Genomic DNA, 13868 nt, shown 5'->3' on the forward strand with positions numbered 1-13868 from the left:
CAGCCGGCCGTCCGCTTTCCACCCGCAATTCGTCCTGTCTGCTCAACAGGTTAAGCGGGGGCTACTACCCTGCCCGTCTCAGGACGCAAAAAGGCCGCCGCCGGAGGATGACCGGCGGCGGCCCGGGATCAAACGCTTACTTGTCGGCGATGCGGATGCCAGCCGGCCCGTTGGCCTTCAGCGAACCGCTCTTTTTCAGCTTCTTGCCGTCGAAATCGAACACCATGATCTCGTTCTCGATCATGCACTGGACCAGCACCTTCTTGGCGTCCTTGTTGAAGGTAACGCCCTGGCACCAATGACCGACATCCGCCTGCGTCACGAACGTCAGCTTCTTGTCCTTGAGACGATAGATTTTCAGGATGCCGTGGTCATTGTAGATCGGCGCGGCCTTGGCCTTGTTCGATCCATTCATAACCGCGAGCGCGAGATATTTGCCGTCACGGGACAGCGTCATGCCCTCGGGCGTCGGACCAACGGTGACAGTGTCGATGGTGCGCGGCGGCTTCGCCTTCACGTCGATGATGCTGACCGTATCGTCGTCGCCATTGCCGTTGTTGAGACCAAGATCCGCGACCAGCGCCACGTCACCCTTCGGCGACATGTTGATGCCGTAGGGCCGCAGGCCCGCGCCGACATCGCGCTTGGTATATTCGACCTTTTCGCCGTCGATCTTGAGCACCGAAACCTTGTTGTCGCCATCGCGCGTGACGAAAGCGAGCTTGCCGTCCGGCGTGAAGGCGATCGCGCAGGGACCCGAGTTCGCCGCACCGAAATCGATCTTGCCCGCAGGCGTCACCGTCTTGCCGCTGATCTTGAAGATCGAGACCGTACCGTCATTGCGATTGGCCACGAGAGCCAGATCGCCCGCAGGATTGATCGTGACGCCCGTGGCACCGGGTCCGGCCTCCAGCGTCGCCGATACGACCGGCGGCTTCGCCTTCAGGTCGATCACCGAAAGCTTGTTATCGGGCACGACCTTCTTGCCATCGGCATCGACCTTCATGGCGCCGGTGACAAGCGCGAACGATTCATCCTTGGCAACCGCGACGCTGGTCGGCGGGCCGACCGCGCTGGCGGGCGCCGCTACCTCGCCGATGATCTTCGGGGGCGTCTGGTTGAGATCGATGATGGATACGGAGTCCGGCACAAGCGGACTGCGCATCTGAGGCTTTCCGTCGTTCAAAGCCGATTTGCCGTCATTGGCGGATACGGCGATCTGGGCCGTCGCGGCCACCGGCGTCAGCAAGGCGAGCGCCAAAACAAGGGCGCACTTCTGCGGTACTCGATAAACCATGGATGTTCTCTCCCCCCGGTGTTTTTTCGCAGACCGGAATCCCGGGCAGCGCCGGTCTGACAGTGCAGCTAACACCGTCGCGGCCAAATCCGTCCACTAGAACTTGGGTAGGAGGCTATTCCGCCGCTTGCCGGACGTGCCGCGCCGTGGGGGTGCGCATAGTGACGAGTTCTTCGGCGCTTGTCGGATGCAACGCCATGGTCGCATCGAAATCGGCCTTGGTCGCCTTCATCCTGATGGCGATGGCCACCACCTGCGTCAGTTCGGCCGCTTCGGGGCCCACGATATGGCAGCCGAGAATGCGGTCCGTGCTGCCGTCAACCACGAGCTTCATCAGCACGCGGCTTTCGCTGCCGGACATCGTCGCCTTGATGGGACGGAAATCAGCCTTGTAGATATCGACGCGATCGTATCGCGCGCGGGCGTCCTCTTCCGTCAGGCCAACGGTCCCGACCTGCGGCTGCGAGAACACCGCGGTCGGAATGCAGTCATGATCGACCACGACCGGCTTGTTGCCAAACACCGTGTCGGCAAAGGCGTGCCCTTCCCTGATCGCCACCGGCGTCAGGTTCATGCGGTGGGTGACGTCGCCCACCGCATAGATATGCGGGACATTGGTGCGCGAATGCTCGTCCACCGCGATACCGCCATTGACGGGATTGAGTGCGACGCCGGCTTTCTCCAGGCCTAGCCCGTTGACGCAGGGGTGACGGCCGATCGCGAACATCACCTGGTCGGCGGCAACGCTCGAGCCGTTCGACAGATGCGCGGTGAAGGTGTCGCCATGACGCTCGACGCGATTGACCGTGCAGGAGGTCAGAACCGTAACGCCCGCCTTCTCCATCTCGCCGCGGACATGTTTGCGCACATCATTGTCGAAACCGCGCAGGATGTTGTCGCCGCGATAGATCAGCGTGACGTCAGCACCGAGGCCGTTGAAGATCGACGCGAATTCCAGCGCGATATAGCCGCCGCCCTGAATGACGATCCGCTCAGGGAATTTTTCCAGATGGAAAACCTCGTTCGAGGAAATCACATGCTCGATGCCGGGAATGGCAGCGCCGTGATTGGGCATGCCGCCGGTCGCGATCAGGATGTGCCCGGCCGTTACCTTCTCGCCGGTCGATAGCCGCAGCGTATGCGGATCCTCGAACACCGCGCGCGCCTTCACAGTCTGCGCGCCGGCCTTTTCCACATTGGTGGCATAGATGCCTTCAAGGCGAGCGATTTCCGCGTCCTTGTTGGCGATCAGCGTGGTCCAGTCGAAATCCGCTTCCGGAATGGTCCAGCCGAATCCGGCGGCATCCTTCACGTCCGTCGAGACCAGCGAGGCCAGCATCATCAGCTTCTTCGGCACGCAGCCCCGGATCACACAGGTGCCGCCGAAACGATATTCTTCCGCAACCATGACGCGCGCGCCATAACCGGCAGCGATACGAGCCGCGCGGACACCGCCGGAGCCGCCCCCGATCACGAACAGATCGACGTCGAAATTTGCCATGTGCTTCCCGTCCGCCCCGAGGCCGGGCGTTCGTGGCAAGCCGCGAACGCCCTACGCTGGCGTCAGATGTTCTTGCCGCGCGCCTTCATCTCGGCGCGGAACTTGTCGATCACCTTCTGGGAGAAAGTCTGCGCCCACTGGTCCATGTAGCCGCGCGAGGCCGCGAAGATTTCCGGCTCCTGCTCGATCACCTTCTTGCCGAGCGGCGACTTGTACCAGGCAGCAATGTCCTTCAGTTCCTGTTCGGAAAAGCGCGAGGCGTAGATCTTGGCGATCTGATCACCGATCTCCTTCTCGCTGCCGGCGAGTTCCTTCGCCACCTTAATCGCGACCTCGTTGAGATCCTTCTGATAGTTCAGGTTGCTCTGCAACAGCGTGAGCTTGCTGCGCTCGACAAGGCTCGGCACGGCCTCCTTGTAAAGCTCCTCGATGTGCTTGTCGGTGAGGATCTGCTTGGCAGTCGCAATCGCCGCCGGCGACGGATTGGGGTTCGATTGCGCGAGCGCCGGACCTGCAACCACGCTGACAAAGCCAGCCGCCAGAAGGGCGTAAATCGTCTTCTTCATGTCAAACTCCTCAAACCCGGCCTGCCGGCCGATCAACGATACGAAGCCCCTGCGATCCGGCGAGAATGGCCGTCTTCGCAAGGCCGATGAACAATCCATGCTCCACCACGCCGGGAATGGCGCTGAGAAGCGCGGCAAGGCGCGGCGGATCCGGGATCCGTCCCAGATGAGCGTCCACGATCCAGTGGCCGCCATCGGTGACAAAAGCATGGCCATCCTTGCCTTGCCGCAGGCTTATTTCCCCTGCGACGCCGGCCTGCGCGAACGCCGCGCCAAGCGCCCGGCGCGTAGCCGCGAGGCCGAACGGGATGACTTCCACCGGCAGCGGAAACTGGCCCAGCGTGTCCACCCATTTGCTGTCGTCGGAAATCACAACCATTCGGGCCGAGGACGCTGCCACGATCTTCTCGCGCAGGAGCGCGCCGCCGCCGCCTTTGATGAGATTGAGCGCAGGATCGATTTCGTCGGCGCCGTCCACCGTGAGATCGAGATGATCGATCTCGTCGAGGGTCGTCAGCGGCACGCCACAGCGCTCGGCATCGGCCCGCGTCGCCTCGGATGTCGGTACTCCGATTACGCGCAGCCCCCCGCGCACGCGCTCGCCGAGCAGTTCCACGAAATGCTTCGCCGTCGAGCCGGTCCCAAGACCAAGCTGCATGCCGTCTTCGACATACTCAAGGGCCTTTGCGGCCGCAGCTCGTTTCAGCTCTTCCTTCGACATTTCGCCCCTCTCGTGACGCCCGAACGGCGCGGCGTTTCTACCCTCGATTTCGCCCGAGGAACAGGGTCGAGCCCCTTGAAATCCGCTGATTTTTCCTCCCCCTTGCACAAGTAGCGGACGCGGGGTAGCGAACGGTATGAACAATCTCCCCCTTATCGTATTCGATCTCGACGGCACGCTTGTGGACAGCGCGCCAGACCTCGTCAGTGCATTGAATTTCGTGCTGGAGCGCGAAGGTCTGCCGGCCGTTCCGCTTGCACCGGCACGGAAAATGATCGGCGCCGGCGCACGCGCCATGATCGAGCGGGCGCTCGAGGCCGAGGGCCGCGCCTGCACGCAAGAACACGTCGCGAAAATGACCGACGATTTCATCGCGTTCTACGCCGACCACATCGCCGACCAGACGCGCCCCTTCGAGGGCACCGAAGCGGCGCTCGACGAACTCGCGAGCCTGGGCCACCGGCTCGCGGTCTGCACGAACAAGCTCGAATGGCTGTCCAACCGCCTGCTGGACAAGCTGAACATGAGCACACGGTTTGCAGCGATCTGCGGCGCGGATACTTTCGGCGTTCAGAAACCCGACCCCATCATCCTGCGCCAGACCATCGCCCGCGCCGGCGGCACACCTGCAGCGGCCATTATGGTGGGCGATTCCGGGCCCGATATCGGGGTTGCCAAACGCGCCGGCGTTCCCGTCATCGCCGTCGATTTCGGCTACACGCCGATCGCGATCAAAGACCTCGAGCCCGATCGGCTGATCTCCCACATGCGCGACCTTCCCGCGACCGTAGCGGAGATGCTGCAAACAAAATACGCTACAAGCGATTGATCGAATTTGGCTTTATCGATCATCTTAAGAGATCGCGTTAACCGCATCTCTTAAGATGCGGCGGCGTCCAGTTGCGCTCATATGCCGCGACCCGTATGCTCGGCCCCGGGGATCGTGCGCCAGCCGCACCAAAAAAGACGGATAATATCATGCGTGTCGTTCTGATCGTTGCGGCAGGGCTTAGCCTTGCAGGCTGCTCGTCCACGGATTTGTTCAAGTCCACGCCGCCGCAGGCGACCCTGCAACTCGATTCCACGCCTCCGGGCGCCGATGCGACGACCTCGGTCGGTCCGGGATGTAAAACTCCCTGTTCCGTACAAGTGCCGGCCGGCGAGAATTTCACCGTAACCTACGCGCTGGCGAAATATCAGCCGGCAACCGTGGAAGTGACGGTCGTCAAGCAGCCTGGCAGCGACCCGATCCTCGATCCTAATCCTGCGGTCGCAGAGTTGCAGCTTGCCACTCCGCCCAAGAAGCCAAAACGCAGGCCGCACCCGAAGCCAAAAACCGCGCCGAGGGCGGCCGCTCCCGCAGCGGAACCCGCACCTGCCGCAACCGCTTCGCCGCCGCCGAACGGCCTGTCTCCTTTCCCGCCGGTCCGCTAGGCCGAATTCGAATGCCCTGCGGCCTATCGCCGATTGTGCCAGGCCCTTGCAGCGCCTAAATAAAGCTAGGCAGCCCGGCTTCAGCCGGGCATAGCCTGGCGGGATATCATGAACGCTCCTCAGGACATCAAGACCGGCTCTTCCGCAATGATCGATCCGTTCGGTCGCGCGATCAGCTATCTGCGTGTCTCGGTGACAGACCGCTGCGACCTGCGCTGCTTCTACTGCATGTCCGAGGACATGACGTTCCTGCCCCGCAGCGACCTGCTCACGCTGGAAGAACTAGACCGGCTATGTTCCGCCTTTGTCGCCAAGGGTGTCCGCAAGCTGCGCCTGACCGGCGGGGAACCGCTGGTCCGCCGCAACGTGATGTCGCTGTTCCGCTCGCTCTCGCGTCATCTGCAGAGCGGCGCGCTGAACGAACTGACCCTGACGAGTAACGGCTCGCAGCTTGAGAAATATGCGGCAGAGCTGGCCGATTGCGGCGTGCGCCGGATCAACGTGTCGCTCGACACGCTCGACCGCGACAAATTCCGCGCCATCACCCGCTGGGGCGATATCGACAAGGTGCTGGCCGGAATCAAAGCGGCGCAACGCGCCGGCCTGCGCGTGAAGATCAACGTCGTCGCCCTCAAGAATATGAACGAGGACGAGATCCCTTCCCTGATGCGCTGGGCGCACGGCGAGGACATGGACATGACGCTGATCGAAGTCATGCCGATGGGCGATATCAGCGGTGGCCGCCTCGACCAGTATGTGCCGCTGTCGATGGTGCGCTCGCGTCTTGCGACCCAGTTCACCCTGACCGATTTGCCTGAAAGCTCAGGCGGCCCGGCACGATATGTTCATATCGGCGAGACCGGCGGCAAGCTCGGCTTCATTACCCCGCTGACGCATAATTTCTGCGAATCCTGCAACCGCGTCCGCATTACCTGCACTGGCACCCTGCACACCTGCCTCGGCCAGGAGGATGCCTCTGACCTGCGCAAGCCGCTACGCGCATCGTCAGACGACGCCCTGCTGGGTGCGGCGATCGACCGCGCCATTGGGTTGAAGCCCAAGGGCCATGATTTCGTGATCGACCGCCGCCACAACGGCCCAAGCGTCAGCCGGCACATGAGCGTGACCGGCGGCTGACGATACTTTCGTACCCTACCCGGTATCTCCAAACTTCCAATTGACGTCCGCTTTGGGCGCTGGAATCTTGGGTCCGCATACCATCCCGGACAGATTGACGTGTTCGACGGAGGGCAGACAATCCAGCTAAGCTGCCGGGGCGTCTGCGCGTAGGGGGAGATTTTATTTTGCAAACGTTGCTCAAACTGAGCCGCGGCATCGACGCGTTCACAACCGTGATCGGGCGATACCTGTCTTGGCTCATCCTCGTCGCCGTCATTATCTCGGCTGCGAACGCGATCATCCGAAAAGTTTTCGACGTCTCGTCAAACGCCTATCTCGAACTGCAATGGGTTCTGTTCGGCGTCGTCTTTCTGCTGTGCTCGCCGTGGGCCCTGCTGAACGGCGACCACATCAAAATCGACATCGTCAATCACCATCTGCCGCTCAAGGTCAGAAGCTGGATCGACCTGATCGGCCACGTCTTCTTCCTGGTGCCGTTTTGTGTCGTCCTGCTCTGGACGTCGATCCCGTTCTTCCTCGTCTCCTACCATCAGAATGAGCAATCGTTCAGCGCCGGCGGTTTGCCGCAATGGCCGGCGAAGTCGCTCGTCGTGATCGCCTCTGCTCTGCTGCTGGTGCAGGCCGTTTCCGAGATCATCAAGCGCATCGCCGTGATGCGGGGATTGTTGCCCGACCCCAACAAGCTGGCGCTCTCCTCTCACGAGCAGGCTGCCCTCGAGGCAGAACGGCTTGCTGAAGCTATTTCATCCGAAAAACATTAAGCGCGCGACCGCATCAAACGCTCAAAGGACGCAACTGAATGGCTGCGATTTTTATTGAATACATGGCACCGATCATGTTTGCCTCGTTGGTGCTGTTTTTGCTCCTCGGCTATCCGGTTGCATTTTCGCTCGCCGCCAACGGCCTGCTGTTCGCCCTGATCGGCATCGAGCTTGGGCTGTTCCGCCCGGACTTCCTTCAAGCATTGCCTGAACGCGTCTACGGCGTGATGAACAACGAGACGCTGCTTGCCATCCCGTTCTTCACTTTCATGGGGTTGATCCTCGAACGATCCGGCATGGCGGAGGATCTGCTCGAAACCATCGGGCAGCTTTTCGGCAGCGTCCGTGGCGGCATCGCCTATGCGGTGGTTTTCGTCGGCGCCCTGCTCGCTGCGACCACCGGCGTCGTCGCCGCATCGGTGATTTCGATGGGCCTGATCTCGCTGCCCATCATGTTGCGCTACGGTTATGACCGCCGGGTTGCCACAGGCATCATCGCCGCGTCCGGCACGCTGGCGCAGATCATTCCGCCCTCGCTCGTCCTGATCGTGATGGCCGACCAGCTCGGCCGCTCCGTCGGCGACATGTATGAAGGCGCCTTCATTCCCGGCATCGTGCTGTCGATCCTCTACGCGACCTACATTTTCCTGCTGACGATCTTCTCGCCGAAGTCGGTGCCGGGATTGCCGCTGGAGGCTCAAACGCTGCGCGATCCCGAGACGGCCCAGCACAAGCTGGTTCTGCCCGTCGCCGCTCTGGCTGCCGCCGGCGCCGCCTATCTCTTCGCGGTCAAGCTCGGCCTGTTCGACTGGACCGCGCCGGTGTTCGACAAGATTTCGAGCAATGAACAGATCCGTCACGGTTTCTGGTTCATGATTCTGCTGGCTATCCTGGTCAGGCCGTTCATCAACATCATCCGGACCACAACACTTTCGCTCTTCCTCGTCTTTGTCAGCTCGACGACCCTCGCCTTGATCGCGATGAGCTTCACCAACGTGAAAGCCGGCGCTGATTACGTGGTTCTCACCATGTCGCTGGTGGTGGCGATCTCGTTCGTGATCGCCGTTCTGAACAAGTTCAGCGGCCTGAAGCTGCTCTCGCGCCTTGCCGAACAGGTCGTGTTCGTCATGGTCCCCCCACTCGGCCTCGTCTTTCTCGTGCTGGGTACGATCTTCATCGGCGTCGCCACGCCGACCGAGGGCGGCGCGATGGGCGCCTCGGGTGCCCTGATCCTGGGTCTGATGAAACGCCGCCTGAGCTTCGACCTGACCCGTCAGGCCGTCGAGTCGACCGCAAAACTGTCGGCTTTCGTGATGTTCATCCTGGTCGGTGCACGCGTCTTCTCCCTGACCTTCTACGGCGTGGACGGCCACCGCTGGGTCGAGCATCTGCTGGTCTCGCTGCCGGGCGGACAGATCGGCTTCCTGCTGTTCGTCAACGCCTTCGTCTTCGTTCTCGCCTTCTTCCTCGACTTCTTCGAGCTTGCCTTCATCATCATTCCCCTGCTCGGACCTGTCGCGGAAAAACTCGGCATCGACCTGATCTGGTTCGGCGTTATCCTCGGCGTGAACATGCAGACCTCCTTCATGCATCCGCCGTTCGGATTTGCGCTGTTCTACCTGCGCTCGGTCGCGCCGAAGGAATCCTACATTGATCGCATCAGCCGCAAACGGATGGAGCCTGTCACCACCGCACAGATCTATTGGGGTTCCGTGCCTTTCGTCATCATCCAGGTCATCATGGTGTGCCTGGTCATCCTCTTCCCGCAGATGGTGATGCACTACAAAGGCACGCTCTCCACGGTAGATCCATCGAAAGTGAAAATCGAAATTCCACAGATCGACATGCCTCAGCTTGATCTTGGAATACCCAGCATCAAGTAGGTTGGGACAAACAAAAGCCCGGCTCCATGAGCCGGGCTTTTTGCATATCAGGAGCTTTGCGTATCAGCCGCGGCTGCGGGACCGGATCTGAAAATTGTCGAACGTCATTTCCGCGACCTGCCACCACAGATATTCGTCGTTGCGATAAGCCTGCATCGCATCGATCGACTTCTTGAAATTCTCGTTCTTGGCGGAAATCTCGGTCCACAACTCATTCGTCGCCGTGAAAGCCGACTGCAGAATTTCCTGACTGAAGGGACGCAGCATCGAGCCGCTCGCCACCAGACGTTTCAGAGCAGCGGGATTCTGCTGATCGTAGCGCGCCGCCATATAGGTGTTGGCGTTCGCCATCGCATTGGCGACGATCGCCTGATAGGTCTTCGGCAGCGAATTCCACTTCGCCAGATTGGTGAAGACGTGGATCATCGGCCCGCCTTCCCAGAATCCCGGATAATAATAGAACGGCGCCACCTTCTGGAATCCGAGCTTTTCGTCGTCATACGGCCCAACCCACTCGGCCGCGTCGATGGTGCCTTTTTCCAGCGCCGGATAGATGTCGCTACCGGCGAGTTGCTGCGGCACGACACCGAGCTTCGCCATGACCTGCCCTGCGATGCCGCCGATGCGCATTTTCAGGCCACGAAGATCAGCGAGCGTCTTGATCTCCTTGCGAAACCAGCCGCCCATCTGGGTGTTGGTGTTGCCGCACGGGTGCGCGATCACGCCGTACTTCTGGAAGAATTCGTTGCCGAGTTGCTCACCACCGCCCTGATACCACCACGAATTCTGCATTCGCGCATTCAATCCGAATGGCACGCAGGAATAGACCGCGAAGGTCGGGTCCTTGCCGACGTAGTAGTAAGCGACGCTGTGTCCCATCTCGACGGTGCCGTTCGCGGCCGCGTCGAAAGCCTGCAAGCCGGGTACGACTTCACCTGCCGCGAAGACTTCGATCTGAAACTTGTTGTCGGTCATTTCGGCGACCTGCTTCGCCATCACCACGCCCGCGCCGAACAGCGTGTCGAGGGATTTCGGGAAGCTCGACGTCATCCGCCACTTGATGACGGGCGCCGACTGGGCAATCGCCGGCGCCGCAATGGATGCGCCCGCCATACCAGCCGCCGATGTTTTCAAAAAATCGCGACGCTTCATGAATCCCCCCGCAGCATGCTTGGAATCGGGTCTATCGGAATTGCACGCGGCAAAAAAGGACTTTTGCCATCGTCACACGAGAGTTTTGTCGTGCAATGCAACAGAACCTTCGGCACAGCAAAAAAGCCCGGCCTTTCGGCCGGGCTTTGATGTTGAGTTTTGTATTCGACGATTAGCCGCGGGTGCGCGAGCGAATCTGGAAGCTGTCGAAGGTGTATTCGGCAACCTGCCACCACAGATATTGGTCGTTGCGATACGCCTGCATCGCATCGATCGACTTCTTGAAGTCCGGGTTCTTCGCCGAAATTTCAGCCCACAGGGTGTTGGTGGCCTTCAGACTCGCCTCGAGCACTTCATTGCTGAAAGGACGAAGCTGCGTGCCGCCCGCAACGAGACGCTTGAGCGCGCCGGGGTTCTGCAGATCATAGCGCGCCTGCATGTAGGAGTTTGCGTTGGCGGCCGCGTTGGCGAGAACTGCCTGATAGGCCTTCGGCAGCGAATTCCACTTCTCGAGGTTGGTGAGCGAGTGGACCATCAGGCCGCCTTCCCAGAAGCCGGGATAGTAGTAATACGGCGCGACCTTGTTGAAGCCGAGCTTCTCGTCGTCATACGGACCGATCCACTCGGCCGCGTCGATCGTGCCTTTTTCCAGCGACGGATAGATGTCGCCACCCGCGAGCTGCTGCGGCACGACGCCGAGCTTCGCCAGCACCTGACCCGCGATGCCGCCGATGCGCATCTTCAAGCCGGAGAGATCGGCAACGGTCTTGATCTCCTTGCGGAACCAGCCGCCCATCTGGGTGCCGGTGTTGCCGCACGGATGGCCGATCACGCCGTGCTTCTTGAAGAACTCGTTGCCGAGCTGCTCGCCGCCGCCCTGGTACCACCAGGAGTTCTGCATGCGCGCGTTCAGGCCGAACGGCACGGCTGCATAGATCGCGAAGGTCGGGTCCTTGCCGACGTAATAGTAGGTCGCGGTGTGGCACATCTCGACGGTGCCGTTCGAGGTGGCATCGAGCGCCTGCAGGCCAGGCACGACTTCACCGGCGGCGAAGACCTGGATCTGAAACTTGTTGTCGGTCATTTCGGCGACTTGCTTCGCCATGATTTCGGCGGCGCCGTAGATCGTATCCAGCGACTTCGGGAAGCTGGACGTCAAACGCCACTTGATCTCAGGCGACGATTGAGCAATCGCTGGCGAGGCGACGGCCGCAGTTGCTGCACCTGCAGCCGTTACTTTCAGAAAATCGCGACGTTTCATCTACTCGTACCTCCTCTGGCAGACCTCATGTCGGGCCCTAAACTCCCCGTCTAGCATGGAACTTTCAAGTCCAAAACGCGACAAGTGGTTCTGCACCCTAGATACTAAGGTCGCATAGCAGCAGACGCCGAAACGCGGCCGGTCAGACGACCGCCGTTTCGAGTCGCAATTCGTTTTTGATCTTGCTCGCAATCGCACGATATATTTCGGCGTGAGAACCGCTCGGATCGGTCTCGAGCACCGGGCGACCCGCATCCGAGCCCTCGCGAATTGCCATATGGAGCGGGACCTCTCCCAGGAAAGGAACGTGAAGCCGCTCCGCTTCATGGCGCGCGCCACCATGTCCGAAAATATCGGATCGCGTGTTGCAGTGCGGGCAAAGGAAATAGCTCATGTTCTCGACGATACCGAGGGTCGGCACATCGACCTTCTTGAACATCGTGATTCCGCGCCGCGCGTCGATCAAAGCAAGGTCCTGCGGGGTCGAGACGATGACCGCGCCTGCCAGCGGCACCTGCTGGGCGAGCGAGAGCTGGGCGTCGCCCGTGCCCGGCGGCATGTCGACCACCAGCAGATCGAGTTCTCCCCACGCGACATCCCACAGCATCTGCCGAATCGCCGACTGAATCATCGGGCCGCGCCAGATCATCGCGGTTTCTTCCGCCACGAGGAAGCCGATCGACATCAACGGCATGCCGAAGCGCTGGAGCGGAATCATCTTCTTGTCGTCAGTGAGCTGCGGCATCTCCTTGACGCCCGTCAGCCTCGGCACAGAAGGCCCGTAAATATCGGCGTCGAGCAACCCCACCTTCAATCCGAGGTCGCGCAGGCCGAGCGCGAGGTTGAGCGCCGTCGTCGATTTGCCGACCCCGCCCTTGCCCGAGGCGACCGCGATGATCGTCTTGATGCCGGGAATGGCCTTCTGCTTGCCCATCGGCGAATCCGCACCCGCGCCATGCTGGTGCGAGGCTGCCGGCTTGACGCCGCCCGGAGCCGGTCCCGAGCCCGGCCGCCGCTCGGCCGTGAGCGCGACCATCACCGTCTGGACCCCCGGAAGGGCGCGCACCGCCGCCTCCGCCTGGGCCCTGATCGCTTCCCAGGCGCGGGCTTCCGCTGCGTCCACTGTCAGAGAGAAAAACACCTTGCCGTCGGTTGCTGTGATCTCGGACAGAACCTTCGCAGCCGGGAGCGGCACCCCCCGGGGGGTCTGAATCTTGGCCAAACTGTTCAAAACGTCGTCTTTGGTTACGCTCACGTCGGTCTCCTGACAGCCTGATCGCGTGACTTCATCCCTATTGATGGATTCCAAGCCTTCATGCGAACGGGACGGTCATACCACCGCGCCCCGGGCGGTACCACCGCTCCCTCACCGGCATTTTTTCCGTCAAATCGCGCCCGGCCCTGCCCTTTTGAAAGCGGTGGATGAAGGTTTTTGACGCGGAAAATTCTGCGCCAAATAACAAAAATGACATAAAAGGTTCACGCGATCTGAGACTGGGGACCCATCCATGAAATGGTTCAAGGCGTTGATGCCAAAGGAACATTCGTTCTTTGAGCTATTCGCCAGGCATTCCCGCACCATCGTGGATGGCGCGGAAGCCCTGCAAGGCATGCTGCGCGGCGGCGCGGAAATCGAATTCTACTGCGACAAGATCAGTCAGTACGAAAACGAGGCCGACAACATCACCCGCGAAGTGATGATGGCGATCCGGCGCTCCTTCATCACCCCCTTCGACCGGGGCGACATCAAGAACCTTGTCGCCTCGATGGACGACGCCATCGACCAGATGCAGCAGACGGCGAAAACGGTTCGCCTGTTCGAGGTCAAGGAATTTGACCAGCCGATGCGGGAGATGGGCGCCATCATCCAGCATTGTGCAGAACTGGTGGTCCGCGCCATTCCTCTCCTGCAGTCGATCGGCACCAACGTCACCACGCTCTCCTCGATCACGGAAGAACTTACGCGGCTCGAAGGCAAAGTGGACGACCTGCACGATCTCGGTCTGAAGAAGCTGTTCCTCAAGCATCGCGACGGCAACACCATGGACTACATCGTCGGCGCCGAAATCTACGATCACCTTGAGAAGGTGGCGGATCGCTTCGACGACGTCGCCAACGAAATCAACAGCATCGTGCTTGAACAGGTCTGAAC

Annotated in this window: 13 protein-coding genes; 6 read left to right on the forward strand and 7 right to left on the reverse strand. The window is 61.0% G+C overall.

The window, feature by feature from the left end; genetic code table 11:
- Positions 1–136: 136 nt before the first annotated feature.
- The 4 genes from HMPREF9697_RS05715 to rpiA all read right to left on the reverse strand — a co-directional run bounded on the left by HMPREF9697_RS05715 (position 137) and on the right by rpiA (position 4085).
- On the reverse strand, positions 137–1297 hold the full coding sequence (locus HMPREF9697_RS05715; RefSeq protein WP_002716217.1) for a YncE family protein: 1161 nt from the start codon (positions 1295–1297) through the stop codon (positions 137–139).
- Positions 1298–1412: 115 nt separating this feature from the next.
- A complete protein-coding gene (gene gor / locus HMPREF9697_RS05720) occupies positions 1413–2798 on the reverse strand; it encodes a glutathione-disulfide reductase (protein WP_002716218.1) in 1386 nt (461 codons plus the stop codon).
- A gap of 62 nt (positions 2799–2860) precedes the next feature.
- On the reverse strand, positions 2861–3364 hold the full coding sequence (locus HMPREF9697_RS05725; protein WP_002716219.1) for a DUF2059 domain-containing protein: 504 nt from the start codon (positions 3362–3364) through the stop codon (positions 2861–2863).
- Between the two features lie 10 nt (positions 3365–3374).
- Positions 3375–4085: a ribose-5-phosphate isomerase RpiA gene (rpiA, locus tag HMPREF9697_RS05730; RefSeq protein ID WP_002716220.1), complete on the reverse strand. Its 711-nt coding sequence runs from the start codon at positions 4083–4085 to the stop codon at positions 3375–3377.
- Between the two features lie 136 nt (positions 4086–4221).
- Here rpiA and gph point away from each other — a divergent pair, with 136 nt between their 5' ends.
- From gph to HMPREF9697_RS05755, 5 genes are all read left to right on the forward strand, one after another.
- A complete protein-coding gene (gph, locus tag HMPREF9697_RS05735; RefSeq protein ID WP_002716221.1) occupies positions 4222–4914 on the forward strand; it encodes a phosphoglycolate phosphatase in 693 nt (230 codons plus the stop codon).
- Between the two features lie 149 nt (positions 4915–5063).
- Positions 5064–5519 (forward strand): hypothetical protein, encoded by a 456-nt coding sequence (locus HMPREF9697_RS05740; protein WP_002716222.1) that lies wholly within the window; start codon positions 5064–5066, stop codon positions 5517–5519.
- A 108-nt stretch (positions 5520–5627) separates the two neighbouring features.
- Positions 5628–6656 carry a GTP 3',8-cyclase MoaA gene (gene moaA, locus HMPREF9697_RS05745; RefSeq protein ID WP_002716223.1) on the forward strand — a complete coding sequence of 343 codons (1029 nt, stop codon included), beginning with the start codon at positions 5628–5630 and terminating at the stop codon, positions 6654–6656.
- Positions 6657–6823: 167 nt separating this feature from the next.
- Positions 6824–7420: a TRAP transporter small permease subunit gene (locus tag HMPREF9697_RS05750; RefSeq protein WP_002716224.1), complete on the forward strand. Its 597-nt coding sequence runs from the start codon at positions 6824–6826 to the stop codon at positions 7418–7420.
- Positions 7421–7458: 38 nt separating this feature from the next.
- Positions 7459–9303, forward strand: coding sequence for a TRAP transporter large permease (locus HMPREF9697_RS05755; protein WP_002716225.1), 1845 nt, complete (start codon positions 7459–7461; stop codon positions 9301–9303).
- A 63-nt stretch (positions 9304–9366) separates the two neighbouring features.
- On the opposite strand, the gene HMPREF9697_RS05760 is transcribed toward HMPREF9697_RS05755, so the two are convergent.
- The 3 genes from HMPREF9697_RS05760 to HMPREF9697_RS05770 all read right to left on the reverse strand — a co-directional run bounded on the left by HMPREF9697_RS05760 (position 9367) and on the right by HMPREF9697_RS05770 (position 12971).
- The gene (locus HMPREF9697_RS05760; RefSeq protein ID WP_002716226.1) at positions 9367–10455 is read right to left on the reverse strand and encodes a TRAP transporter substrate-binding protein; all 1089 of its coding nucleotides are present in this window, start codon (positions 10453–10455) and stop codon (positions 9367–9369) included.
- 172 nt (positions 10456–10627) lie between these two features.
- A complete protein-coding gene (locus tag HMPREF9697_RS05765) occupies positions 10628–11716 on the reverse strand; it encodes a TRAP transporter substrate-binding protein (RefSeq protein ID WP_002716227.1) in 1089 nt (362 codons plus the stop codon).
- Positions 11717–11858: 142 nt separating this feature from the next.
- A complete protein-coding gene (locus tag HMPREF9697_RS05770; protein WP_002716228.1) occupies positions 11859–12971 on the reverse strand; it encodes an Mrp/NBP35 family ATP-binding protein in 1113 nt (370 codons plus the stop codon).
- Between the two features lie 253 nt (positions 12972–13224).
- Here HMPREF9697_RS05770 and HMPREF9697_RS05775 point away from each other — a divergent pair, with 253 nt between their 5' ends.
- A complete protein-coding gene (locus tag HMPREF9697_RS05775) occupies positions 13225–13866 on the forward strand; it encodes a DUF47 domain-containing protein (protein ID WP_002716229.1) in 642 nt (213 codons plus the stop codon).
- Positions 13867–13868 lie beyond the last annotated feature (2 nt).

The sequence above is a fragment of the Afipia felis ATCC 53690 genome (assembly GCF_000314735.2).
In the GTDB taxonomy this organism is placed as follows: Bacteria; Pseudomonadota; Alphaproteobacteria; order Rhizobiales; family Xanthobacteraceae; genus Afipia; species Afipia felis.